This is a genomic window from Actinoplanes sp. NPDC051343, from assembly GCF_044455125.1.
GTDB lineage: Bacteria > Actinomycetota > Actinomycetes > Mycobacteriales > Micromonosporaceae > Actinoplanes.
Genome location: NZ_JBITEL010000001.1, coordinates 79,574 through 103,809, shown reverse-complemented (window position 1 = coordinate 103,809; position 24,236 = coordinate 79,574). Strand labels below are relative to the sequence as shown.

The following is a 24,236-nucleotide window of genomic DNA, read 5'->3' as shown; positions in this document are numbered from 1 at the left end:
CACGAGGACCCCACCGTTGACGTCTCGCCGGACCGGCGTTATGTTAACGTTCTCATATTGATGTACTTCAATTTGTGAGGTCTTTCAGTGAGACGACTGCTGCCGCTCCTCGGTGCCGCCGTGCTGCTCGTGGTGGGGCTCATCGCCCCGGCCGCCTGGGCCGCGGCCGTGACCGTCACGCCGGGCACCGTGTGGACCGACACGTCGCGGAACCCGATCCAGGCGCACGGTGAGGGCATCATCAAGGTCGGTGGCACGTACTACTGGCTCGGTGAGGACAAGACCGGCGGTTCCCCGTTCCAGAACATCAGGTGCTACTCGTCCACCGACCTGACGACGTGGCAGTTCGTCGGCAACGTGCTCACCCGGCAGTCGAGCGGCGACCTCGGGCCCAACCGGGTCGTCGAGCGCCCGCACGTCATCTACAACGCGAGCACGGCGACGTACGTGATGTACATGCACATCGACAACAGTGGCTACTCCGAACGCAAGGCCGGGGTTGCCACCAGCAGCAGCGTGTGCGGCAGCTACACCTACCGGGGCAGCTTCAAGCCCGTGGGTCACGACAGCCTGGACGACAACCTGTTCCTGGACGGCAGCACGGCGTACTTCCTCAGCGAGGACCGCACCAGCGCCAAGCTTCAGATCTACCAGTTGTCGGCCGACTTCCTCAGCGTCACCGCGCTGGTGAAGACCCTCGACCAGTACGAGGCGCCGGCCATGATCAAGATCAATGGCACGTACTACCTGTTCGGGTCGCACCTCACCGGCTGGTCCACGAACGACAACCAGTACACGACGGCGACTTCCGTCACGGGCACCTGGAGCGGGTGGCGCAGCTTCGCCCCCTCCGGCACCAACACCTGCAACTCGCAGACCACCGCGATCCTGCCCGTCACCGGCAGCTCGACCACCAGCTACCTCTTCCTCGGCGACCGCTGGAACCCGGGCACGCTGAGCGACTCCCGCTACGTGTGGGAGCCCCTGACCCTCAGCGGCACCACGGTGTCGATGACCTGCCGGTCCAGCTGGACCGTCGACACCGCGACCGGCGTGGTCGGCGCGGACGGCGGCACCGGCACGGGTACGGGCGTCCTGCGCGGTGTCGGCTCCGGCCGCTGCCTGGACGTGCCCGGCTCGACCACCGCCAACGCAACGCAGACCGACATCTACGACTGCAACGGCGGCGCCAACCAGTCCTGGACCTACACCGCTTCGCAGCAACTCGTCGGCCTCGGCGGTAAGTGCCTGGACGTGAACGGCCAGTCCACCGCCGCAGGCGCGAAGGTCGACATCTACGACTGCGACGGCGGCGCCAACCAACGGTGGAACCTCAACAGCAACGGCACGGTCGCCGGCGTGCAGTCGGGCCTTTGCCTCGACGTGACCGGCGCGGCCACCGCCAACGGCACCAAGGTCGAGCTGTGGACGTGCAACGGCGGTGCCAACCAGCAGTGGACGCGTACATAAGCGCCTCGTCCCCGGTCAGGAGAAACCATGCGTAAGGTTCGCCTGCTGCTCCTCTGCGCCCTCATGACCGCTGTGTCAGCGGTTTGCCCGAGCGCCGCCGAGGCGATGACCGCCTCACCCGCGTGCGGTGTCCGGATGAAGCCGGCGGCGGCCGCCGCCGTGACGACCAACGTCTGGATGGCCGGCGACTCCACCATGGCCGACCCGCACACCGGCTGTCCCGTCGGCTGGGCCACCGAGTTCGACGGTCAGTTCCACAGCAACATCGTGGTGAACAACCTGGCGGTTGCCGGCCGCAGCATCCAGACGTGGCTGTACGAAGGTGGCGTCACCGCGAACAAGAACTCGGCCGGCGAATGTGCCCTCAGCTCGACGACCCCCTCGGTCAACTGGCGGAAGGTGCTCGACGGGATGAAGGCCGGCGACTACCTGTTCATCCAGTTCGGCATCAACGACGGCGACAGCGCCTGCCCCAAGCACGTCGGCGGCGCCCGTTACCAGCAGCTGATGACGATGATGGCGCAGACCGCCCAGGCCCGGGGTGGCTTCCCGGTCCTGGTCACGCCGGTCGCTGCCATCGCCTGTTCGGGCAGCACGGCAACCCTGAACCGCGGTTTCTACCCGGAGACCTTCGCGGCCGGCGCCGCCACCGGTGCTCCCGTCATCGATCTGCGCACGCTCAGCGTCGACTACTACAACTCGCTCCACCTCTGCCCCAACAACGGCGATTACACCTCCGGGCTGGTTGGCCAGTTCTTCTGCAACGACCACACCCACTTCGAGGCGTACGGCGCCCGCCGCATCATGCGTCTGGTGACCGGCGCGCTGAGGACGCAGAACATCGCGCTCGCCGGATCCTTGCTGTAGGGCGTCCCTGTTGAGGCCGCAGGTTGACCACCAGGATCCAGTCGGGTGGGCGCCGATGGCGACCGTGGCGGCAGCCGGTTGCCCGGACGCGTCGCCGGGCCGGTTGTCCCGGCCCTGCTCGCCGGGAGGTCAGCGACGCGAGCGGCGCTCCACGAGGCCCGACTCGTAGGCCAGCATGACCAGTTGGGCGCGGGTTCGCACGCCGAGCTTGGTCAGCAGGTGCCCGATGTGCGTCTTCACCGTGGTCGGGCTGACGTTGAGCCGGTCGCTCACCTCGGCGTTGGTGAGCCCCCGGGCGACCAGCACCAGCACCTCGAGCTCGCGGACTGTGAGCGTCGACATCTCGGCCGGTGGTGCGGTCTCGGGTGGGGGTACGCGGGCGAACTCGTCGATCAAGCGGCGGGTCACACCGGGTGCAAGGAGCGCCTCGCCGGCGGCCACCACCTCGACCGCCCGCAACAGCTCGGCCGGTGCGGTCTCCTTGAGCAGGAATCCGGTCGCCCCGGCCCGGAGCGCGGCGAAGACGTAGACGTCGAGGTCGAACATGGTGAGGATCAGGACGCGGGTGCCCGCGGCGGCCGGCGAGAGGCCGATCCGGCGGGTCGCCTCGATCCCGTCCATGTCCGGCATGCGCACGTCCATGAGCACCACGTCGGGCCGCTTGCGCTCGCTCAGATCAACCGCTTCGGCACCGGTGCAGGCCTCGCCGACTACCTCCATCCCGGCGGTTTCCAGCAGCAGCCGGAAACTGCCGCGCAGCAACGCCTGGTCGTCGGCCACCAGAACCCGGATCGGCACGGTCATGCCGGCTCCCCGGCGTACGGAATGAGCGCGCTCACCCGGAAGCCGCCCCCGGGCCGGGTCCCCGCGCTGAAGGAGCCGCCGTAGGCGGCGATCCGCTCGCGCATGCCGATGAGCCCGTGCCCGCCGCCGGTCGCCGGGGCGGGATGCCGCGCGGCGCCGAGCGGCGGGCCCTCGTCGTGCACCTCGACGCGTACCTGCTCCTCCCCGGCCGCCACCGTGACCGCGCAGTGGGTCGGGGCGGCATGTTTCACCACGTTGGTCAACGCCTCCTGAACGATCCGGAAGACCGGCAGCTCGAGCGCCGTGGGCAGCCGCTCGGTGTCTCGCAGAGCCAGCTCGACCACGACCCCGGCCGCGGTCACCTGGCGGGTCAGCGCGGGCAGCGCGGCCATCCCGGGCGGAGCCGTCTCGGCGGCCTCGTCGCCCGACCGGAGTACGCCGAGCAGGTGCCGCATCTCGGCCAGCGCCCCCTTGCTGGTGGTCTCGATCGCCCGCAACGCATCGCGCAGCTCCTCGGGACGTTTCTCCGCCACGTGAACCGCAACCGCCGCCTTGATCGCGATGACACCCATGCTGTGGGCGACGCTGTCGTGCAGCTCGCGGGCGATCCGAAGGCGCTCCTCGGCGACCGCGCGCTCGGCTGCCTGCTCGGCCGCCCGGGCCGCCAGGATGCGCCGGTCGCGGGTGATCTGACCGAGCGTCCAGGCGCCGGCCGGCACGACCAGGAACAGCGCCAGCACCTGCGGCCGGCCGGCCCACCAGCCCGGCGCGTCGCGCGGCGATCCGGCGACCGTGAGCAGGCCCAGCGCACCCAGACTGAACAGGGCCGCGGTGACGAGACGGACCGACCGCGGGCGCGGGGTGACGACCGAGAAGTGGAACATCGTGTAGGCCGCGGTGATTAGCGGGACGCGGACCAGGTCGAGCAGGCCCCAGGCCAGGGCGGCGACCAGCGCGGTGCCGAAGGCCGCTCGGGGAAAGAGCCGCACGCCCGCGATCGGAAGCCCGGCCGCCGCCGCGAGCAGGCACCAGGCCCAGGTCGTGGTGCCGTGGTGCCCCGCGACGGCGATCGCGGCGAACACGACGGTGGCGATCGCGGCGGCCACGGCGTCCAGCGCGATCAGATGTTCCCGGCGCAACCGGAGGCCATCGTCCACGTGCCCACCGTAATCGGTGCCGACCGGCCCCGCGTCGGCCCACGGGAGGTGGCCCACGGGCCTATCTCCTACTCAGGGAGGAGACGCCGGCTCCGACCGCGCGTCGATGTGCGGACGGCCGTACTGCGAAAGCCTGAGATCATGATTGAGGTACGCAACGTGTCCAAACGCTATGGCCCGGTCCAGGCGGTGGACGGGCTGTCCTTCACCGTGCGGTCCGGGCAGGTGACCGGTTTCCTCGGCCCGAACGGCGCCGGCAAGTCCACCACGATGCGAATGATGCTCGACCTCGACCGGCCCACCTCGGGGGAGATCCTCATCGACGGCAAGTCCTACCGACGGCTGCGCGAGCCGCTGACTCACGTCGGGGCCGTGCTCGAGGCGAGCGCCGTCCACCGTGGCCGAACCGCCTACCACCACCTGCTGTGGCTCGCCCAGACCAACCGGATCGGGGCCGCCCGGGTGCGCCAGGTGCTGGCCATGGTCGGCCTCGACGGGGCGGCCGAGCGCCGCACCAAGGGCTTCTCGCTCGGCATGAGCCAACGACTCGGCCTGGCCTCGGCGCTGCTCGGAGACCCGCCGGTGCTGCTGCTCGACGAACCGGTCAACGGGCTCGACCCGGAGGGCGTGCGGTGGTTGCGCGACTTCCTCAAGGCGCTCGCCGCCCAGGGCCGGACGGTCTTCGTCTCCAGCCATCTGATGAGCGAGATGGCGATCACCGCCGATCATTTGATCGTGATCGGCCGCGGCCGGTTGCTGGCCGACACGCCGCTCGCCGGCTTCGTCAGCGACGGCTCGTCCCTCGAGGACGCCTACCTGCGCCTCACCGCGGGCGCCGGCGCCCACCGGGCCGGAGGAATTCGATGAGCACCAACGCCGTACCCGCCGTCCTGCGGTCGGAATGGACCAAACTACGCACCATCCGGTCGACCGTCTGGATGCTCGCGCTCACCTTCGTGATCAGCGTCGGGCTGGCCGTGACCAGCGGCGTCTCGGTGCGGACCGCCTATCAGAACGGCAACTCGTCGATGGTCCGGGCCGACTTCGACCCGGTCTACTCCGGTTTCGTCGGGCTGCTCTACGGCCAGTTCGCCCTCATCGCCTTCGGCTGCCTGCTGGTCACCAGCGAATACGGCAGCGGAACCATCCGGGCCACCATCGCGGCGATTCCGCAACGCGGTCTCGCGTACGCCGGAAAGCTGCTGGTCGGGTGCGGCACTGCCCTGGTCGTGGCCGTCGCTACCGCGTTCGTCTCGTGGCCGGCCAACGAGGCCGCCCTCGGTCCGTACGGCGTATCCATCGGCACCCCCGGCGTGCTCCGCGCGGTGGCCGGTGCCGCCCTCTACCTGACACTGGTCTGCGCCCTGTCGGTCGGCGTCGGCACCGTCCTGCGCAACTCGGCGCTGACCCTGGGCATCCTGATCCCGCTCTTCTTCATCATCGGCCCGATCCTGAGCCGCATCCCCGGCGTCGACAAGGCGGCCCGGTTCCTGCCCGATCAGGCCGGCAACCAGATCATGACGGTCGGCGAGCACAAGGCCGGCACCCTCACTCCGCTGGAGGGCCTGCTCGTTCTGATCGCCTGGACGGTGCTCGCGGTCGGCGGCGGACATCTGCGCCTGCGCCGGCGCGACGTGTGACCGTGGGTCGGCCGGCGTCCGGTGCTACGAACCGTTGGAGCGTCTTACCGGCAGGTTCACCCGGCGTCCCATACCGAACTGTGGGGCATTCGTGTCGGTGACCATGGCGAAGGCGCCCGCGGGCACTCCCTCCCGGGCGGCCACCCTCGATGCCGCTGCCAGCAGGGTCTTCTCGCTCGCCCCGGCGATGAAGAAGATGTAGACGTCGCCGTACTGTTCGCCGTCGTCATACTCTTCGAGGCCGAGTTCCTCCTCCAGATCGATAAGATAGTCACCGATGTCGTCGATCCACTCGATGTCGTCGGTCATCGGAACGTGGATCTCCACGAGCACGGCCATGTGAACAATGATCCGGCAACGGTCACCGACGGCTGCACGCAGGGCTCCGATGCTCCGCGAAACAGGGCGTACCGGCCCGCGTACGGCCTGGGACGTCTCCGCTGCGCTCGCCGCGGTCCCGCGGATGTTCAGCGGTCGGATGCGGCGGTGAAGATCTTTCCGGGATCGTTGCCGTCGGTGTCGGTGTCGGTGTCGGTGTCGGTGTCGATGAGGGCGAGGATCTCGTCGCCGGCTTGCAGGACGGTGTTGTGGGCGACTTGGACGAGGCGGCCGTCGCGGTTGATCATGCTGATCCAGAGGTTTTCGCCGACTGGTAGGTCGGCGATGGTGGTGCCGTCGGCGGTCGAGCCGGTGCCGACGCGGTAGTGATGCAGGCCGGTAGGTTCTTCCCGGAATCGCATGCCGAGTGCCCACGGCTCCAGCTCGGTGCTACGCATGGGTACCTTCGCCCACTTGGCCACCGTGGGTGCGAGGCCGCCTTGCACGACCACCGAGAAGGTGACGACGATGAAGACGATCTCGTAGATGCGTTGGGCGTCCGGGATGCCGGCGGTGAACGCGAAGGTGCCGAGCAGGATCGGTACGGCGCCCTTGAGGCCGGCCCAGAGTACGAAGATCCGTTCACCGGTGCGCAGTTTTACGGGCAGCGAGATGAGTCCGACCAGTAGGGGCCGTACGAGCAGGGTGAGCACGACGGCGATGATCAGGCCGGGCCATAGGGCGTCGACTTTGGGCAGGTCGCGGAGGGAGACGGTCAGGCCGAGGACCACGAACGCGACAACCTCGGCGAGGCTGGCCACGGCGCTGTGGAACCGTTCGATCTCGCGCTTGTACGGGGCGTTGGCGTCGCCGACGAAGATGCCGGCGATGAAGACGGCCAGGAAGCCGGAGCCTCCGCATATGGTGGCGAGGCCGTAGACGGCCGCGGCGAACGCGAGGGTTCGGATCGGGTAGAGCGCTTCGCTGGGTAGTGGTATGCGCCGCATCAGGCGTAGCAGCAGCCAGCCGCCGGCGACGCCGGCGACGCCGCCGATCGCCATCTGCCGGAGGAATTCGATCAGTCCGTGGCCTACGGCGTGGCCGCCGGTGAGCCCGGCGGCGCCGATCAGTACCGCCATGAGGGCGATGCCGACGGGATCGTTGGCGCCGGCTTCGCCTTCGAGCAGCACGCCGGAGCGGCCGACGATTTCCCGGCGGCCGAGCACGGAGAACACGACGGCCGGGTCGGTGGGGGACAGGGCGGTGCCCAGCAGGAGGGCGACCTGCCAGCCGAATCCGAGTATGAGGTGGGCGAACGCGGCGATACCGGCCGCGGTGACGGCAGTACCGGCCACACCGACCCAGAGCACGGCGCCTGCGTTCGGCCGCAGGTGACGCCACCCGATGCCCATGCCGCCGTCGAACAGGATCATGATGAGGGCGACCGTGACGACGTTCTGGACGGTCTGCACGCGCATCGACGCGAGCGTCGGGAACAGGTCGGACGCGATAGCGGCGCCGACCAGGAACAACGCCGGCGCCGGAATACGAATGCGATCACTGATCCGGTTGGACAGGACCGCCGCCACGACGACCAGCGATACGCCCAGCACGACCCAGCCGAAAGACTCCACACCCTTCACGAGATCAGGCTATCCGGCCTGGCCGAAAGCATGCGTCGAAGGGGCTCCAACCCGTCGCTCCGGGTCGTGCGACCGGGCGGCAACGGCGGGTCGACCGAATGGCCGGACCTCGTGGCCGGCGATGGGGTTCGGGGCAGAGAGTGCCGGCCCGGGACTCAGCCAACGTCGCGTGGAACCACCAGGCCGGATTCGTAGGCGATGACCACGAGTTGCGCGCGGTCGCGGGCACGCAGTTTGGTCATCGCGCGGTTGATGTGGGTCTTCGCGGTCACCGGGCTGATCCCCATGCGGTTGGCGATCTCGTCGTTGGGCTGGCCCTGGGCGACCATGGCGACGGCCTCGCGCTCGCGGCTGGTCAGAACGGTCAGCGCGGCGAGGTCGGCGTGCGGCGGCTGGGTGACATATCGGTCGATCAGCCTGCGGGTGATCGCTGGTGCCAGCAGTGCGTCGCCCCGGGCGGCGACGCGGATGGCGTGCAGGAAGTCCTCGGGCAGGATGTCCTTGACGAGGAAGCCGGCCGCGCCGGCGCGGAGCGCGTTGAGGACGTATTCGTCGAGACCGTAGTTGGTCAGGACGACGACGTGTACGCCGTCCAGGACCGGATCGGCCGCGATTCGCCGGGTGGCCTCGATGCCGTCGACCACGGGCATCCGGACGTCGATGAGCACGACGTCGGGCAAATGGTCCCGGGCCAGGGCCACGGCCTGGGCGCCGTCGCCGGCCTCGGCCACCACCTCGATGTCGTCTTCGGCATCGAGCAGCGCCCGGAAGCCGCTGCGTATGAGCGGCTGGTCGTCGACCAGCAGGACCCGGATCACGACGGCTGCTCGACGGGAAGTTCGGCATGGACGGTGAAGCCGCCTCTGCTCCGCGGCTCGGCACGTAGCCGGCCGCCGAGGGTGGTGACACGCTCCCGCATTCCCAGCAGACCGATGCCGGGCACCGGCGAGGACCCGGGCGTGGCCGTGCCATCGTCGTCGACCTGGATGACCAGCGCGCCGGGACGATAGACGATCCGGACGGACGCGGCGTCGGCCGCAGCGTGCCGGGTGACGTTCGTCAGCGACTCCTGCACGATCCGGTAGGCGGTGCGGTCCACCATGGCGGGGACGGCAGCGCGCTGGCCTTCAATCGTCAAGGAGGCGTCCAGGCCGGCCGCTCGGGCGCGCTGGATCAGGTCCGGCACGTCGTCGAGCCCGTGCGGAGGACCGCGGTCGTCGTCGCGCAGCGCCTCCAGGGTCGCCCGTAACTCGCGGGCGGCCTCACGGCCGGCGTCCCGGATGACCAGCAGCGCCTCGGGCACCGGTTCACTGCGTTTCTGAGCCAGGTGCACGGCGGCTTCCGCCTGGACCTTGATGACCGAGATCTGGTGGGTGAGCGAGTCGTGCAGCTCGCGCGCGATGTGCAACCGTTCCTCGTCGGCTCGGCGCAGCGCACTCTCCTCGCGGGTGCGCTCGGCCTCGTCCGCGCGCCGTTCGGCCTGTCGCAGCGCTTCGCCGGCCGCGCCGGCGGCGATCAGCCACGCGATCTCGAGCACACTCCGGGCCTCCGCGAACGCCTGACCCGTGTCGTACCGGCCCGGGGCCATCGCCGCGAGAGGTAGTGCGGCCAGCATGAGCACGCTCGCTACGACCGTGGCGGTTCGGTGACCCGCCCGCACCGCCGCGTATACCGCGACCAGGTAGGCGATCGCCAGAACGTCGAAACCGGCCGCCTGATAACCGACTGCGCACAATCCGGTCACGACCAGGACCACAACCGGGGCACGCCGGCGCGCCACCAGGGCCAGGCCGCCCGCCGTCAACAGCACGCCACCGAGCAGCTCGACGCCGGTACCGGGGTGGTGCCCGGACAGCCCCGCGATCAGGAGGATGGCCGCTGCGCCGACGGCGATCATCCAGTCCAGGACACCGATCCGTGCACTGTCCATGCGGGCACCCTAGCCGGACAACCACCCGGGGCGAGTCCTTCCGGCGGAGCGTGACCGGATACCGCGTACGCGGTAGATCTTTGCCGTCTGCTGCGACCGCAGCAGCCGGCCTCTCGATCCGTGGCAGCGGGAAAGCCGACCGCGGCACGATGCGGGGCGATGGATCCGACCGACAGGATCAGTGACATTCAGCCCCGCGGAACAAGGAGAACGCCATGCATGTCCGTCTGTTGTTCGCTGCTCCCGCCGTCGGCGCGCACACCCTGACCGCCGATCGGATCGTGGCCACCGCGGCGGTCGTCGTAGCCATGGCCGGCGCGATCATCGGCGGGCTCGCGCTGGCGCGCTCCGCCGGCCACCGCGGGAGACGGCGGTCAACCATCGCCGTGCTGGCGGGCATTGCCGGCACGGCCGTCGGCGGGATGGTCGTGGTCACCGCCGACGGTGGCCCCGGCACCGGCAACGGCATCGTCGGCGGCTATGTGGCCGTCGTCGTCGGGCTGACCGCCGCGCTGCTCGGCGGCCTGGCACAGGCTCGGTCCCGCCGCTCCTCCTGATGCGGGTCGGTTGCCGCTGTGCCGCACCAGACCCCGAAGTGAGCGCCGGCCCGCCCACGTTGCTGCACGCCGAGCTTCCTCAGCGGACACGCGGACCCGTTCCCTCAGCGCTTGCGGATGGTTTGGACCAGCGTCCAGATGGATGCCACGGTGGCGGGGAAGGCCAGCAGCCAGGTGGCCCACCAGGGGCCCTCGCTCAGCCACCGGACGAAGGCGCCGCCGCAGATCAGCACTCCCGCGATGCCGCCGAGGATCCGTGCCGGGCGGGTGCGGTAGAACGGCTCCGTACGGATCGGCTCGTGCCGGGATACCTCCAGTGCGTAGTCCTCGACCGGGCCGAACTCCTCTTCCGGATCGCGGCCCGATTCGGCCACGTGCGCGCGGGCCTCGCGGGCCAGGTCGCCGGCCCGTTCCGGGTCGAGGTCGTAGCGGCCGATCAGCAGGCCGGTCAGGCGGGTGAACCACCTGTTGGCGTCGGCCGGCCGGGCCGTCCGCGGGGTGGGTGAGACGTGCGGCGTGACTTCGGCGGGCTTTTTCGGGGCACGGGTCAGCAGGAACAGACTGCCAAGGCCGAGTGCGACGATCGCCAAAGCCGGAACGGGAAAGAGGTGTCGGTGCGAAAGCCCCATGTACGCCGCCACTGCGCCCGCTCCGAAGGCCCCCGCGGCGATGTAGCTGGACTTCGCGAGGTGGGGGTGTCCGGAGGCGCGCAGGGCCTGGGGTACACCGCGGACGGCGAACAGCGCCAGGATCAACAGGGCCGTACCGGTGAGTGCGGAGGTGGTCGCTGGGAACGACCAGGTGCGTTCCTTGGCGGCGAAGAACAGTGGGACCGCGACGGCGGCCGACGACAGCACGAACAGTTGCCCGGTCAGGTGGCCCACCGCGGTGAGGCCTTCGCGGTCGACTTTCTCCAGGAGTTCCGACGGCTGCTCGGCGGCGGTGGTTTCGGCGAACTGCTTCGGGTCCCCGAACGCCTCGTACGGGGACTCCCCGGTGTATTCGCAGTGTGCGCGAACGTCCGCGATGATGGGGTTGGCGGCGTGGTAGCCCAGGCCGCGGTCGCCCATGGCCATGCGTGCCGGCAGTTCCCAGGCCTCGAACGGCTCGGTCTCGGTCATCGGGAATCCTCCTCCGTCGACGTGGTGAGCATGCGTTCGAAGGCGGCGGCGAAGGCGCGCCACTGGTCGCGTTCGGCGTTGAGGCGGTCGCGCCCGGCTTGGGTGATCGCGTAGACCTTCCGTCCCGGCCCGCCGTCGCCCGGCTGCCAGTCGGCGGCCACCACCCCGGCCGCCTCGAGCCGGCCGAGCACCGGGTAGAGCGCGCCGCCCTTGATCTGGCCGAGCCCGTGCTCGGCCAAGCGCTGGGCCAGGGCGTACCCGTGCCGGTCGCCCTCGACCAGAACGGCAAGGATCGCGAGGTCCAGGGCCCCGCGCAGCCATCCCCCGCTCGGATCAGCAGCCACCGACAGTCACCTCTTCAGATCTCCGACTAGCCCGCAACCTCCACTAGCCTGAATTCATACTAGTGCTCCGAGTCAAGGGGCCGACGGTAGTAGTGGCGACGGACCGGGAGGGATGGTCCGGGTCGGCTCTCGTCAGGAGGGCTCCACCGCGATGACACCGGGCATGGTGCCGACCTCGGCGGCGAGTCCGGAGAGCACTCCTGGGCTGCTCAGATCCACATCCCAGAAGTACGGCAGCTCCTTACCGGCGCCGGGCGGCAGCGGTGCACCGTCGCAGTAGGCGTCCCGATAGGCCGGGGATGACGGGTCGTAATTGAAGTTGGAACCCCGTGTCCCCGGGTTGCGGAAGATGGCCGCCTCGATCAGATTGCGTTGTTCCACCGACGTCTGCGGGCGGATGAAGACCCGGCTCGTGTAGCTGAGCCGGCCGCCCACCGCCGAGTTCCAGGCCGGCGTGGCCAGCGCGCAGGAATCATCGGAGCCGGTACGCCAGGCGTGTCGAGCAGTTCTTCGCGTCTCGGGCCGGGTGGATAGGCCATCGGCAGTCGGCGGAGGTGTCGTTCGAGCCGATTCGACCCCTGGATCGGAGCTGTCGTCACGCGGTCACCGGGCCCGCGGTGGCGCGCCCGAGGCCGAACCGACGGACCGAGAGCTGACGGTTCGCCGCGTCCACACTGGCTTGCAGGCGGGCTGCCTCGGCGTCGAGGGCGGTCGCACCGTCGTTGGTGAGACGGTAGTAACGCCGCATACGCCCTTGGACGATCTCTTCCCGGTCCGGCTGAACCAGGCCCTCGTCGACCAGCCGGTCGAGGGCGGCATAGAGGGTTCCGGCTTGCAGCTTCACCCGGCCGTGCGCAAGCGATGCGACTTCGGCGTACCGGCTGCGCCCATCAGCTTGCGACCGCGCACACCGTCCGAGGACTGACGCCCTTCCTGCGTGGTCAGCCGGCGGATTCGACCGCCTGGCGCTCGGCGTTGACCCGGAGGAGTCCTTCGACACCGCGGAGGAAGGTCTCGGACACCAGCGCGGGGTCGAAGAGGCATCCGGCCGCCATGGCGCCGTCGCGAAGCATGACGAAATGGCGCGCCGCGGGATCTGCCGTGTTCGCGTGGACCTGCGCCATCAACGTGGCCAGCGTGTCCAGAAACCATTGCCGATGGGAAATGATCTCCTGGCGCACGGGGTGGTTGGCGTCGGGATATTCCGCGGCGGCGTTGAGGAAGGCGCATCCGCGGAAGTTGGCCGACTGGATATCGCCGACGATGGAGCCGGCGATGGCCAGGAGGGCGTCGATCGCCGCGGGATTGGCCGCGATGGCGGCCTCGGCCCGGCTGCGCTCCATCGCGTGGACTTCCTGTAGGTAGGCGAGGATGAGGTCTTCCTTGCCGGGGAAGTGGCGATAGAAGGTGGCCCGGGTCACTTTCGCCTCGGCGATGATCCGGTCGACCCCGACGGAGTGGATGCCGTCGGCATAGAAGATCCGAATAGCGGTATTGAGGAGCCGGGTTCGCGCCTCAGAGGGCCGGGTTTCAAGATCCCCACGAGTCATCCGGCCATTCTAGCGATAGAACGTTCGGTCTGCCAGTGCACGAGATCGTCGACTCGGCCAGCCAGTACAGGCGGGCCCGACTGCGGAGACCTCCGAATCGAGTACGTCACCGACCGAAACCCTCGCGTCCGCGGGTCACCACTGATTCGGTATGTGGCCAGCCGGGTTGCGAGTGCGTGCGGGAAGCCGTGCAGCGGCAGCCGCGAGTGCGTTCACGCCCGCGGGGCCGGTATCCGCGCCACGGTCTGCGTGACGACTGCGCATCGGACATCCGTTGAGTCGAACACCTCTATTTGCACAACGACCGTTCTGCGCCCGACCCGTAGGGGAACGGCGCGCGCGGTCGCGCTGCCCGTGACGGGTTCGAGAAAGTGCGCCGATGACTCCGTGGTCGCGGGCATGGCGCCGTCGTCGTGCACGACCGTCGCCAGAACTGCCGCCGCCGCATCGGCCAACGACAGAATCGCTCCGCCGTGCAAGCCGCCCCCGATGGTGGAGAGCTCGCGCGAAACCTCGAGTCGTGCCTCGACCAACTCGGGTCCGATAACCGGGAAGTGCATGCCCAACGTCCTTGTGTACGGGACCAATCGAGCGATCGTGGACTCGTCCAACTCTGCCATGGCCCAACTCTGTCACACGCGTACCCCATGGTTTAAGGCGCAGTGAGCGGCGGCCTGCATCGGGAGAACGATCGGTCTTGACGCCGACATCCCACGCCGCTACTCTTGATCAAGACAGAACGATCGTTCCGCCTAATCAGGTCGAGATCCCGCGACTTCGAAACAGGTCTCCGGCGCTTCGTCCCTTGACGGCGCAGTTCGTCTCGTAACAACACCCGGAATGCAAGGAGAACGCCAATGCCCACCAAGATCACCATTGTCATCGGCAACCCGGCCGACCCCGAAGCGTTCGAGAAGGTCTACGCCGACGTGCGCGCCGCCGCCGAGACGTTCCCGAAGCTGCAGCGGATCGAGTCAGCCAAGGTGTGGCCCAAGGAGGACGGCACGGCCACCCCCGCCTACCGGACGCTCGACCTGTACTCGCCAGCTACGAGGACGCCTCCGCGGCGGTCGCGACGCCGACCGCCGGCGCGGTTTTCGGTGGCCTCCAGAGCGCGCAGGTGGAGATCACCGGACTGTTCTCGGACATCGAGTAGGCGGTCACCGCGTTCGGCTTCGGTGCCAACGCTCACCGGTTGGGAACCCCCAAGGCCCGCTTCACTCGGCCGGCGTATTCAGCGCGATCCCTTTCCCGTTCCCGATAGCCGCTGAAGCGAGCTGAGTGACGGGGGCTGGTTACCACTCACGCCGACGGCCGCGAGCGGGCGGCCGGCCGGGTGGTCCGCGCGCTTTCCGACGGCGGACGTGAGCCGTGAATCTCGACGAGTCCGTCGACCCCGCGAAGGAAGGTGTCGCTGATCAATTTAGGGTCGAAGAGGCAGCCGGCCGCCATGGCGCCGTCGCGCAGCATGACGAAGTGTTGCGCGGCCGGCTTGGCCTTCCGCCTCTCGACTCGTGTCATCAGGGTGTCGATGGTGGTCAGGAACCATTGCCGGTGGGCGATGACGGCCTGGTGGACCGGGTGGTCCGGATCGGGGTATTCGGCCACGGCGTTGAGGAAGGCGCATCCTCGGAAGCCCGAGGACCGGATGCCTTTGGCTATCGAGGCGGCGATGGCCCGGACCGCATCCCCCGGCGGCAGGTCGGCGACGGCCGTCTCCACCTGATCGCGGATGGCGTGATCGGCTCCCTGCAGATAGGCGAGGATGAGGTCTTCCTTGCCCGGGAAGTGCCGATAGAAGGTGGCCCGGGTGACCTTTGCCTCCTCGATGATCCGGTCGACCCCCACCGAGTGAATCCCCTCCGCATAGAAGATCTGGCTCGCCGTGGTCAGGAGCCGGAGTCGGGCCTCGGACGGACGGGTTTCGGTTGCGGTACGCGCCATGGACTCCATCCTAACGACGGAACAATCAGTGTTGACGGTCCATGTCTTGCCCACGGACACGATCGTTCCTTCTTGGGATCGGGGACGAGTGGCTTCTGCTCGGCCAGCAGTGATCCAGCTCGGCGGCAAGGTCGTGCGTCCGCTGGGATTCGGTGCGATGCAACTGGCTGGATCCGGCGTGTGGGGACCTCCGGTGGACCGCCCCAACTCGGTGCGCGTCGCGCGACGTGCCGTCGAGCTCGGACGAGAAAGGCGGCGGATCACGGCCAAGGCGTAGAGGACGGCGCCCGGCGCGTAGAGGCCGGCTGTCCTTGGTTCGCGCCGGGACCGGCCGTTTCGTGCCGGCCCGTATACGGGCCACCACTGCGGCGGCGAGCGGGTCGGACTCGCTTGTCGTGCCGACAAAGTCACTATCCTGCCCTGATCGGCACTAAACCGTCCGGGATGACTGCCTGTGCCGGCGGTCAGCGGCCGTTGCGCCGGCCGCAGATCATGCCGCGGCACGTTGGGTCTGCTCGGGCGAGGCGTGCGCCAGCAGGAGTTCGTCGATTGCGCTCAGGAAGGTTCCGCAGACCAGCTCCGGGTCGAACAGGCAGCCGGCCAGCCGCGGGAAAGCCTGCCGCGACGGCGTCGTCCGCCTGAGCGCGGATGGACTGGTCGACCTGACTCAGGTAGGCGAGGACGAGATCGGCCTTGCCGGGGAAGTGCCGATAGAGAGTTGCCCGTGTTACCTGCGCCTCCTCGACGATGCGGTCGATTCCGACGGAGTGGATCCCGTCCTTGTAGAAGACCCTGGTCGCCGTGTCCAGCAGGCGGGCCGGGCCTCCGATGGACGGGCGGCGTTCTCGTTGCGCTCCATCGCATGATCATACTGGAAGGTGGGAAGAACGTTCCGTCTTGACATCGGCGGCGCAAGCCGTCATTCTCGAACAGACAGAACGCTCGTTCTCCAGGGGTAATGCTCCGACCGCGGCCTCGCTGGCCGTAGTTCTCGGACACCATCGAAAGGATCGCCATGGCGACCGTGACCGCACCCGGTATCTCGTCGACAGCGTCTGCTTTGCGGCGGCTGTATTTTGTTCGTTTCGCGTTTGCCGTCGTGTGGGCGTTGGTGATGATTCCGCTGGCGAAGCATTTGAACCCGGTGACGGCAACGTTGCTGGTGATCTATCCGTTGTTTGATGTGGCTGCTGCGATTTTTGATGTGCGTACGTCGCGGTCGGCGGGTTCGCCGGTTCTGTTGTACGTGAACGTGGTGGTGAGTTTGCTGGCGGCGGCTGGTCTGGCGATTGCGGGAGCGTCGGGTATTCCGGCGGTGTTGCGGGTGTGGGGTGCCTGGGCGGTGGTGGCTGGTCTGGTTCAGCTGGCGGTTGCGATTCCGCGTCGCAAGCTCGGCGGGCAATGGCCGATGATCATCAGTGGTGCTATCTCGGTGCTGGCCGGCGGTTCTTTCATCGCGGGTGCTTCGGCGGACAATCCGGCGCTGACCAATGCGGTTGGTTACGCGATCCCGGGTGCCATCTTCTTCCTGATCGCGGCGATCCGCCTCGGCCGCACGGCGAAGGCCAACTGACATGGAGAACATCACGTACGACGTGGTGGTCATCGGTGCCGGGCCGGTGGGGGAGAACGTTGCCGACCGGGTCGTGCAGGGCGGTTTGAACGCTGCGATCGTGGAGCGGGAGTTGGTCGGCGGCGAGTGCTCGTACTGGGCCTGCATGCCGAGTAAGGCGTTGCTGCGCAGCGGGTCGGCGCTGCGGGCGGCCCGTCAGCTGCCCGGCGCCCGTGAGGCGGTCACGGGAGACCTGGACGTAGCCGCGGTGCTGCGCCGGCGCGACACGTTCGCGTCGAACTGGAAGGACGACGGCCAGGTGTCCTGGCTCGACTCGGCCGGGATCCGGCTGTTCCGGGGCCAGGGACGGATCACCGCCGACCGGGTGGTGGAGGTGACCGGCGCGGACGGCACCACAACCACGCTGACCGCCCGGCACGCGGTCGTGGTCGCGACCGGCAGCAGCGCACTGCTGCCGGATGTCACCGGTCTGCGCGAGGCGGCGCCGTGGAGCAGCCGGGAGGCGACCGCCGCGCATGAGGTCCCGGGCCGGCTCGCGGTCATCGGCGGTGGGGTGGTGGCCACGGAGATGGCGACCGCTTACGCGAGTCTGGGATCGGTGGTGACGGTCCTCGCCCGGGACGGTCTGCTGCACCTGTCCGAGCCCTTCGCCGGTGAGCGGGTCGCGAAGTCGCTGACCGAGGCCGGTGTGACGGTCCGCCACGGGGCCGAGGCGACGTCGGTACGCCGTGACGACGACGGCACGGCGCACATCGCACTCGCCGACGGTGGGCAGGTCGACGCCGATGAGTTGCTGGTCGCGATCGGCCGTACGCCGAACACCCAGGACATCGGCCTGGACCGGGTCGGTTTGAAGGCGGGGGGCTGGCTCGCGGTCGATGACACGTTGCGTGTCGTCGGCGAGGACGGGGCACCGGTCGGCGACGGCTGGCTGTATGCGGCCGGTGACGTCAATCATCGTGCGCTGCTGACCCACCAGGGTAAATATCAGGCCCGGGCGGTGGGTGACGTCATCGTGGCGCGTGCCAAGGGCGAGCTGGTCGAGGACGCGCCGTGGGGCCGGCACGTCGCCACGGCCGATGAGCGGGCCGTGCCGCAGGTCGTCTTCACCGACCCGGAGGTCGCGTCGGTGGGGCTGACGGCGGCCGCGGCGGAGGCCGCCGGGTTGCGGATCCGGGTCGTCGATTACGACCTGGGCACCGTCTCCGGATCCGCTCTGCATGCCGACGGATATCAGGGTCAGGCCCGGATGGTCGTTGACAAGGACCGCAAGGTGATCGTCGGTCTCACCCTGGTCGGCCCGGATGTCGCGGAATTGATTCACGCCGCGACGATCGCGATCGTTGGCGAAGTCCCGCTGGATCGGTTGTGGCACGCGGTTCCCGCGTTCCCGACGGTCAGCGAGATCTGGCTGCGCCTGCTCGAGGCATACGGCCGCTGACCGCCGGCCGGCTGAGTACTCCTCGTCCCCTCGCGGTTCGCGGCGGGACGAGGGGCGCCTTCCTGAACCCGGTCGGGCCAGGGGCTCTCCGGGCGCAGGGCGCGGGCCGGTTCAGCCGTGGCTTCGCGTGCGAGCCGTCGGGGCGACAGGCTGCCAGGGGTCAGCAAGGCATGGGGCGTGCCGCGGGCGAGCCCGGGGTGAAGCGCCGGGGCGGCCCCCGTCAGCTCGATTACCGCGCCGGGTCGGTCTGTGCCGCGGCGTGCCGAGGCCGGCGCCCGGCGCGTACCGCGATGCCGACGAGCCGGGACGCGTCCGACCGTCTCGTCGAGGCGCGCTCCGGCGCCGCTTCGTCGGTCAGGACGGTCAGCGCCGCGGGGAGGGTCATCACCGCGCGGATGCCGCTCTCGCCGGTACGACTGAGGGTCACGGCGATCCCGTGCTGGGCGGCCAGGCTCGCCACCACGAGAAGGCCGAGCCGGGTGCTGTCAGCGGGGTCGAACTCAGGCGGCTGCGCCAGTCTCCGGTTCGTCTCGTCGAGCGCCGCGGGCGACATCCCGATACCGCGGTCCTCGATCTCCACGATGATCCCGTCCGGCCCGCGTCGGGCCGACAAGTGCACCGGCGTATCGGGCGCGGAGAAGGTGAGGGCGTTCTCCAGCAGCTCACCGGTCAGATGACCGAGGTCGGCAACGACGCTCTCGGCCACCTCGGCGTGCACGACCGGTTCGATCGCGATCCGGTCGGCGTGCTCCGTCTCGCCGGCCACCCGGGCGAGGATCGTGGCAAGAGACTCGGTCCCGAGCCCGCGCCGGCTCCGCGCGGAGCCCGCCAGGATCACCAGATGCTCCGCGTGGCGCCGCATCCGGACGGCGAGGTGGTACGCGCGAGCGTCACCACCGTCAACCGGCCTGAGTGCCTCGATCTGGCGGTCCAGCAGCGTCTGGTTGCGCCGGGCGATGTTGACCAGCACCTTGTTCATGTCGTACCGCATGGCCGCTTCCCCGGCCGCGGACTCGACCGCACTGAGGTGCACGTCGGTGAGTGCGGCACCGACCTGCGCGATCTCGTCGTCACCCAGGCGCAGGCGCAACGCTTCGCCGTCCACGTCGATGCGCTCACCGGCCCGCAACCGCCGGACCAGCTCGGGCAGCCGTTGGCGGGCGAGTTCGGTGGCCGCCGCCCGGAGCAGGAACAGCCTCCGTACGACCGAGCCGCCGATGTGTACGGCGATCACCATGGACACCACAATGGCGATCAGGCCGAGCAGGCCAGAGACAGCGAAACGGATCAGGATCCGATCACGCGCTTGCTTCGCGAACGTGACGGCGTGGTCGTAGCCGTCTGCGAGGAACGCGAACAACTGGCCCAAGGCCAGGGTCGACGTCGCCTTCCAGACCTGCCCGGTAATACCCACCGGTCCATCGGCAGACCCTTTACCGATAACCTGATCTTCCGCCGACCGCAGCGCCGTGAAAGCTGGACCGCTGAGCATGCTTTTGAACTTCGCCTGGTCGGGCGCCGGCAGCGTCGAGCCGGCGGCCGGAATCTGGAAACGCAACGCCCCGACGATTTGGATCAGCTGGAAATACTCGCCGCTGCCGAAGTGGCCCGCTGTGGTGGCGCTGGTCAGCAGGGCGTCCTCCTGGTGCATCAGCTCCCCGGCCCGGCGCATGGCGACCATCGTGCGCATGACTCGTTCCACCAGTGGGTCGCTGGAGGCGGCGGCCGCGTTGGAGACGCTGAACGCGTACCCGATGATGCTGGTGTAGCCGTTGAGGACCGGGGTCAGCGTGGCATCTCCGGCGTCGACCCGGGCTCGCGTCAGGGTCAAGGAGTCAAGGCTGGTGGCCATGTCCGCGAACCGTGCCCGCGTGATGTCGGCCGAGACTCCGCTCCCGCGGTAATGCCGGGACAGGTCCTTGAATTGGGTTATCGCGGCGTCGGTCGCCGCCCGTTGCGTACGCAGGGCGTCGGCGTCGCCGTCGGGCGTGGCCAGGAACCTGCCCGACAGCGTGCGCTCATCCTGCAGTGCGGCCACCATCCGGTCACACGGCAGGCTCACGTTGTCCCGGGTGCTGTAGGTGTCGCGCAGTGCGGTGGCGTCGGCGAACGAAGCTTTCACGTCGATCACCCACAGCGCGGTCAAGGCGACGACCGGCACCAGCAGAGCCAGAACGATCTTCGAGCGAATGGACCGCGGTTTTCTTCGCATGTGACCTCAATCAGGCAAATTGCGGGCGGGTCCTCGGAACTAGAGGTACGACCTGGCGGCATCCACTGCGGAATACGGCCCCCGTACTGATCCGGTTCAGTCATGCGGTCTGTTCTCCGAATGTGCCGCCGCCTGACGCGCAAAAACGCCACGGACCGGGCCCCGCGTAACGCAGGACCCGGTCCGGTCGTGGTGCGTGCTGGTCAGTGGCCGGCACCTGGGCGCCGAGGCGCACCGTTGGCGCTGAGCCGCAGGTCCTGCTGGAGCGTGGTGTACGCGGTCTTCGGCTGCAGGTTGGTGTCGTAGAGCGTCGCGTAACCCTCGCCGGTGAACGTACCCGGCACCCACGAGTCGGCGTCGTCCACGTCCCAGATGGTGAAGGAGATGCAATTGCGCACCGCGAGGCAGGCCTTGAGCTCCTGATCGAACTCGAACGGCTGGGCGAACTGCGCCAGGCTGTCGGTCGGAGTTTGCAGGCTGTCGGTGGTCTCCACGAAGGTGCGCACATCGGCCTCGGTGATGGCCACCTTCAGTCCCAGGCTTGCGTAGCGGGCCAGGTCGTCCTGCATCTTGGTGCCGCTGAAGCCGTACTGCGTGTCCAGGTGGCCCTGCTCGCCGACACCGTCGATCGGTACGCCCTGGGCCCGCAAGGACTTGACCCACGCGTACACCGCGTCGGCCTTGGCGTTGGTGCCGTCCTCGCCGGTGATGTTGAAGTCGTTGTAGAACAGCAAGGCATGTGGGTCGGCTTGGTGCGCCCAGCGGAACGCGTCGGCGACGATGCCCTCACCCAGGTGGGACACCCAGAAGTCGTCACCGTTGATGCCGTCGGCCAGCGGGTGCGGGTCCCAGGCGTTCGCGAACACCTCGTTGGCCACGTCCCACTGCCAGATCTTGCCCTTGTAGTGCCCGACCTCGTCGAAGATGTGCCGCTTGAGGATGTCACGCAGTTGCTTGTTGCTGATCGTCCCGCTGCTCACGCCGGTCGTCAGCCAGCCGGGGACCTGGCTGTGCCAGAGCAGGGTGTGGCCACGCACCAGCTGGCCGTGCTGCTCGGCGAACTTGATCAGATTGTCGCCCGGGCCGAAGTTGAGCGTGCCCTGGGTCGGCTCGATGCTGTCCCACTTCATCACGTTCTCGGGAGTGACAGTGGAATATTGGTTCGCCACGAGCGAGGTGTATGCGGCGTCGACATTGAGCTTGTCCATGTTGACCGCGTTGCCGATCCGGAGATTGATCGGAGCCGCCAGGGCGCCGAGTGAATCGGCCGGCGGATGGAACCGGGAAGGCGCGCCGGCCTGGTTGCCCAAGGCGTAGGCGGCGGACGCGCCCGTCAGTACGGCAGCCGTGGCGGCAGCCGCGACAACCATGATTCGATGTGCTTTTCTCACGTGCTGGTCTCCTTCGGTTACCGGCCGGATGTGGCGCGTCGGCCGCCGTCTGCGGACAATCGCCTGCCCACGGGTCAGATGATCAATCGACGGTGCTGGCATGCTTTGAGCTGTGGGGAGTCTCGCCAATTCCGAAAGTTTCGAGATCGTTGCGTAAGTCTTTCGGCGTTGGACATTAGGACGCGAGAGCAGCTTTCGTCAATGCGTACAGGGCGTTTGCTGCAAGGTGGCGCCCGTCGGTCGCAGATGCGCGCCCTCCAGGCCCCTGTGCCGGCCGGTCACTCGGCACGGCCGCTGCGGCGGTTCCGTAACTTTCGTGGCGAGTGGCCAGGTTTGCGGGAGCGCAGGCAGCGGTGCGGCACCGCGTCGCCCGAACCAAGAACCCGCTCGTCCGTCAACCGCCGTAACGTCGCAGGAAGCGCCCCGGCGAGCGCGAGCGAGTCGATCTCTCGTGGATCGACGCTCTCGTTCGGGTGCGTGAATGAGGGCCTGCGGTTCCTCCACACCCATCAGGATGATCTCGGCTCGGGGATAGGTCTCGGCCCGTACGATCCTGTCCGAGCCGGGATATCGGTGTTGAGCAGGGCTACATGACCGAGAGCAACTGCACGACCGGGTACCCCCGACGATGGACGCGATCATCCGGATCTCGATGGCCGCGGTGTATTGGTTCTGCTGCGCGGGGTCCACACCGCCAGTCGTGCGCCAACATGCGGAGATCCAGTGCCGGCAGATCAGTTCCCATGAGACTGGCTCAGACCGGTTGAGAACTCGCACAGGATCCGTTGAGCGGCCGGGCTCAAGTTTGCCGCGAGGACAGTCGGGAATACACGGACATCGATATACTCGACCGGTGGGAGCATCCCATGAGACCAGGCTTTTGCAGTGTGGCCGTCGCGGCGCTGACCACGGCCGTCGCACTGACGGGACCGGCGACGCGAGCGTCGGCCGCGGCGGACGGCGACTGGACGACCTATCACCACGACAACGCACGCTCCGGGGTTGCCGCCGGCCTCGCACCGCTGGGCACCCTGTCGCGCGCCTGGACGGCGACGCTCGACGGCGCGGTCTACGGGCAGCCCCTGGCGGTCGGCGACCGCGTCTTCGCCGCTACCGAGAACGACACCGTCTACGCGCTGGACGCGTCCACCGGGGCCGTGCTCTGGTCGACGCATGTCGGAACTCCGGTGCCACGCTCGTCGCTGCCCTGCGGCAACATCGATCCGCTGGGTATCACCAGCACGATGGTGTACGACCCGGCGACCGGCCTGCTGTTCGCGCTAGCGGAGCGAACCGGCCCGGAGCACGTGCTGGTGAGCATCGACGCGGCCACCGGACAGGTCAGCGAACAGCGGGCCGCCGAGCCGCCGCGCGGGGACGTGATCGCGCACCAGCAACGCGCCGCGCTCAACCTGCTCGGTGACCGGATCTACATCGCCTACGGCGGCCTGGCCGGTGACTGCGCAAACTACATCGGGTCGGTCGTCTCCCTGCCCACCACCGGCCCCGCCGCCCCGGATTCCTACGCCGTGCCGACCACCCGGGAGGCCGGCATCTGGGCGCCCGGCGGCGCCACCGTCGTCGGCGACAACCTTCTGTACGCCGTCGGCAACGGCGAAAGCACCTCGGGCGCCTACGACGGCAGCGACTCGGTCCTCGCCCTGAGCCCTGACCTGCAGCTCGCGGATCGCTTCGCACCGAGCACGTGGGCGGCTGACAACGCTTCCGACCTCGATCTTGGCTCGATGACGCCCGCGCTGGTCGGATCCTACGTCTACACCGACGGCAAGCGTGGCACCGCCTACACCCTGCGTTCCGGCTCCCTGGGCGGAATCGGCGGGCAGGTGGCGCAGGCCACGGTCTGCCGCGCGTACGGCGGCGCTGCCGTGGATGCGGACACCGTCTACGTGCCGTGCAGCGACGGGCCACGCGCGGTCCGGATCGACTCCGCGGGCGGGATGCAGGTGCTCTGGCGCGGGCCGTCCACCGCCAAGGGTTCCCCCGTCGTGGGCGGCGGCGCGGTCTGGGTCGTCGACTACGACGGCGGCACTCTCTTCGCGCTCGACCCGGCAACCGGATCAGTGCGCCAGCAGATCTCCGTCGGGGTCTGCCCGCACTTCACCTCCCCGACGCTGGCCAACGACCGGGCCTATGTCGGCACCACCACGGGCGTGGTGGCCGTCGCCGGCGCCTGACCGCCGACACGACATCTGACCTGAACCGCCTAGGTGGCGGGCAGCCGACGATCGAGTATGGACACACGACGTCTGGTGC

The 24,236-nt window shown here is 68.9% G+C and carries 24 protein-coding genes and 1 pseudogene; 9 read left to right on the top strand and 16 right to left on the bottom strand.

The features are described 5' to 3' along the window. The first annotated feature begins 87 nt into the window (after positions 1 to 87). Both ACIA5C_RS00385 and ACIA5C_RS00380 read left to right on the top strand, forming a co-directional pair. Positions 88 to 1,470, top strand: coding sequence for a ricin-type beta-trefoil lectin domain protein (locus ACIA5C_RS00385; protein WP_396049714.1), 1,383 nt, complete (start codon positions 88 to 90; stop codon positions 1,468 to 1,470). 27 nt (positions 1,471 to 1,497) lie between these two features. Further along, positions 1,498 to 2,337 carry a carbohydrate esterase gene (locus tag ACIA5C_RS00380; RefSeq protein ID WP_396049712.1) on the top strand — a complete coding sequence of 280 codons (840 nt, stop codon included), beginning with the start codon at positions 1,498 to 1,500 and terminating at the stop codon, positions 2,335 to 2,337. A gap of 129 nt (positions 2,338 to 2,466) precedes the next feature. Here the strand turns inward: ACIA5C_RS00380 and ACIA5C_RS00375 are convergent, their stop codons facing one another. Together ACIA5C_RS00375 and ACIA5C_RS00370 are read right to left on the bottom strand one after the other, a co-directional pair. Then, positions 2,467 to 3,141 (bottom strand): response regulator, encoded by a 675-nt coding sequence (locus ACIA5C_RS00375; RefSeq protein ID WP_396049710.1) that lies wholly within the window; start codon positions 3,139 to 3,141, stop codon positions 2,467 to 2,469. Beyond that, entirely contained in the window at positions 3,138 to 4,298 is a 1,161-nt protein-coding gene (locus ACIA5C_RS00370; RefSeq protein ID WP_396049708.1) for a sensor histidine kinase, read from the bottom strand. The genes ACIA5C_RS00375 and ACIA5C_RS00370 overlap by 4 nt, the downstream gene beginning before the upstream one ends. Positions 4,299 to 4,439: 141 nt before the next feature. On the opposite strand from ACIA5C_RS00370, the pseudogene ACIA5C_RS00365 reads away from it, so the two are divergent. Together ACIA5C_RS00365 and ACIA5C_RS00360 are read left to right on the top strand one after the other, a co-directional pair. Further along, positions 4,440 to 5,093 (top strand): annotated as a pseudogene (locus ACIA5C_RS00365) (ATP-binding cassette domain-containing protein); the annotation flags it as partial. Positions 5,094 to 5,161: 68 nt separating this feature from the next. Beyond that, positions 5,162 to 5,938: an ABC transporter permease subunit gene (locus tag ACIA5C_RS00360; RefSeq protein WP_396049706.1), complete on the top strand. Its 777-nt coding sequence runs from the start codon at positions 5,162 to 5,164 to the stop codon at positions 5,936 to 5,938. Between the two features lie 24 nt (positions 5,939 to 5,962). Here ACIA5C_RS00360 and ACIA5C_RS00355 read toward each other — a convergent pair whose 3' ends face one another. The 4 genes from ACIA5C_RS00355 to ACIA5C_RS00340 all read right to left on the bottom strand — a co-directional run bounded on the left by ACIA5C_RS00355 (position 5,963) and on the right by ACIA5C_RS00340 (position 9,829). Continuing rightward, positions 5,963 to 6,277, bottom strand: coding sequence for a hypothetical protein (locus ACIA5C_RS00355; RefSeq protein ID WP_396049704.1), 315 nt, complete (start codon positions 6,275 to 6,277; stop codon positions 5,963 to 5,965). Between the two features lie 128 nt (positions 6,278 to 6,405). Next, a complete protein-coding gene (locus ACIA5C_RS00350) occupies positions 6,406 to 7,899 on the bottom strand; it encodes a potassium/proton antiporter (protein ID WP_396049702.1) in 1,494 nt (497 codons plus the stop codon). Between the two features lie 155 nt (positions 7,900 to 8,054). Next, positions 8,055 to 8,717 (bottom strand): response regulator, encoded by a 663-nt coding sequence (locus ACIA5C_RS00345; RefSeq protein WP_396049700.1) that lies wholly within the window; start codon positions 8,715 to 8,717, stop codon positions 8,055 to 8,057. Then, positions 8,714 to 9,829, bottom strand: coding sequence for a sensor histidine kinase (locus ACIA5C_RS00340; RefSeq protein WP_396049698.1), 1,116 nt, complete (start codon positions 9,827 to 9,829; stop codon positions 8,714 to 8,716). Before ACIA5C_RS00340 ends, ACIA5C_RS00345 begins: the two co-directional genes overlap by 4 nt. A gap of 215 nt (positions 9,830 to 10,044) precedes the next feature. Between ACIA5C_RS00340 and ACIA5C_RS00335 the strand changes: the two genes are divergently transcribed. Next, complete coding sequence (locus tag ACIA5C_RS00335) at positions 10,045 to 10,386, top strand: DUF6223 family protein (protein WP_396049696.1); 342 nt, start codon at positions 10,045 to 10,047, stop codon at positions 10,384 to 10,386. A 104-nt stretch (positions 10,387 to 10,490) separates the two neighbouring features. On the opposite strand, the gene ACIA5C_RS00330 is transcribed toward ACIA5C_RS00335, so the two are convergent. The 6 genes from ACIA5C_RS00330 to ACIA5C_RS00305 all read right to left on the bottom strand — a co-directional run bounded on the left by ACIA5C_RS00330 (position 10,491) and on the right by ACIA5C_RS00305 (position 14,021). Then, on the bottom strand, positions 10,491 to 11,507 hold the full coding sequence (locus ACIA5C_RS00330) for a hypothetical protein (RefSeq protein ID WP_396049694.1): 1,017 nt from the start codon (positions 11,505 to 11,507) through the stop codon (positions 10,491 to 10,493). Beyond that, the gene (locus ACIA5C_RS00325) at positions 11,504 to 11,851 is read right to left on the bottom strand and encodes a PadR family transcriptional regulator (RefSeq protein WP_396049692.1); all 348 of its coding nucleotides are present in this window, start codon (positions 11,849 to 11,851) and stop codon (positions 11,504 to 11,506) included. Before ACIA5C_RS00325 ends, ACIA5C_RS00330 begins: the two co-directional genes overlap by 4 nt. Before the next feature lie 132 nt (positions 11,852 to 11,983). Further along, entirely contained in the window at positions 11,984 to 12,286 is a 303-nt protein-coding gene (locus ACIA5C_RS00320; protein ID WP_396049690.1) for a hypothetical protein, read from the bottom strand. Between the two features lie 160 nt (positions 12,287 to 12,446). Next, on the bottom strand, positions 12,447 to 12,851 hold the full coding sequence (locus tag ACIA5C_RS00315; protein WP_396049689.1) for a PadR family transcriptional regulator: 405 nt from the start codon (positions 12,849 to 12,851) through the stop codon (positions 12,447 to 12,449). Then, positions 12,793 to 13,401 (bottom strand): TetR/AcrR family transcriptional regulator, encoded by a 609-nt coding sequence (locus tag ACIA5C_RS00310; protein ID WP_396049687.1) that lies wholly within the window; start codon positions 13,399 to 13,401, stop codon positions 12,793 to 12,795. The genes ACIA5C_RS00315 and ACIA5C_RS00310 overlap by 59 nt, the downstream gene beginning before the upstream one ends. Positions 13,402 to 13,613: 212 nt before the next feature. Further along, the gene (locus ACIA5C_RS00305) at positions 13,614 to 14,021 is read right to left on the bottom strand and encodes a PaaI family thioesterase (RefSeq protein ID WP_396049686.1); all 408 of its coding nucleotides are present in this window, start codon (positions 14,019 to 14,021) and stop codon (positions 13,614 to 13,616) included. A gap of 365 nt (positions 14,022 to 14,386) precedes the next feature. On the opposite strand from ACIA5C_RS00305, the gene ACIA5C_RS00300 reads away from it, so the two are divergent. Then, positions 14,387 to 14,557, top strand: a complete 171-nt coding sequence (locus tag ACIA5C_RS00300) for a hypothetical protein (RefSeq protein WP_396049684.1) — start codon at positions 14,387 to 14,389, stop codon at positions 14,555 to 14,557. A gap of 146 nt (positions 14,558 to 14,703) precedes the next feature. Here ACIA5C_RS00300 and ACIA5C_RS00295 read toward each other — a convergent pair whose 3' ends face one another. Together ACIA5C_RS00295 and ACIA5C_RS00290 are read right to left on the bottom strand one after the other, a co-directional pair. Next, on the bottom strand, positions 14,704 to 15,345 hold the full coding sequence (locus tag ACIA5C_RS00295) for a TetR/AcrR family transcriptional regulator (RefSeq protein ID WP_396049682.1): 642 nt from the start codon (positions 15,343 to 15,345) through the stop codon (positions 14,704 to 14,706). Positions 15,346 to 15,809: 464 nt separating this feature from the next. Further along, a complete protein-coding gene (locus ACIA5C_RS00290) occupies positions 15,810 to 16,103 on the bottom strand; it encodes a TetR/AcrR family transcriptional regulator (protein ID WP_396051979.1) in 294 nt (97 codons plus the stop codon). Between the two features lie 257 nt (positions 16,104 to 16,360). Between ACIA5C_RS00290 and ACIA5C_RS00285 the strand changes: the two genes are divergently transcribed. Both ACIA5C_RS00285 and ACIA5C_RS00280 read left to right on the top strand, forming a co-directional pair. Continuing rightward, entirely contained in the window at positions 16,361 to 16,918 is a 558-nt protein-coding gene (locus tag ACIA5C_RS00285; protein ID WP_396049680.1) for a hypothetical protein, read from the top strand. A 1-nt stretch (position 16,919) separates the two neighbouring features. Next, the gene (locus tag ACIA5C_RS00280; protein WP_396049678.1) at positions 16,920 to 18,359 is read left to right on the top strand and encodes a dihydrolipoyl dehydrogenase family protein; all 1,440 of its coding nucleotides are present in this window, start codon (positions 16,920 to 16,922) and stop codon (positions 18,357 to 18,359) included. A gap of 229 nt (positions 18,360 to 18,588) precedes the next feature. On the opposite strand, the gene ACIA5C_RS00275 is transcribed toward ACIA5C_RS00280, so the two are convergent. Further along, positions 18,589 to 20,571 (bottom strand): nitrate- and nitrite sensing domain-containing protein, encoded by a 1,983-nt coding sequence (locus ACIA5C_RS00275; RefSeq protein WP_396049676.1) that lies wholly within the window; start codon positions 20,569 to 20,571, stop codon positions 18,589 to 18,591. A 203-nt stretch (positions 20,572 to 20,774) separates the two neighbouring features. Beyond that, positions 20,775 to 21,962, bottom strand: coding sequence for an endo-1,4-beta-xylanase (locus tag ACIA5C_RS00270; protein ID WP_396049674.1), 1,188 nt, complete (start codon positions 21,960 to 21,962; stop codon positions 20,775 to 20,777). A gap of 866 nt (positions 21,963 to 22,828) precedes the next feature. Between ACIA5C_RS00270 and ACIA5C_RS00265 the strand changes: the two genes are divergently transcribed. Further along, positions 22,829 to 24,157 (top strand): PQQ-binding-like beta-propeller repeat protein, encoded by a 1,329-nt coding sequence (locus ACIA5C_RS00265; RefSeq protein ID WP_396049672.1) that lies wholly within the window; start codon positions 22,829 to 22,831, stop codon positions 24,155 to 24,157. Positions 24,158 to 24,236: the final 79 nt, after the last annotated feature.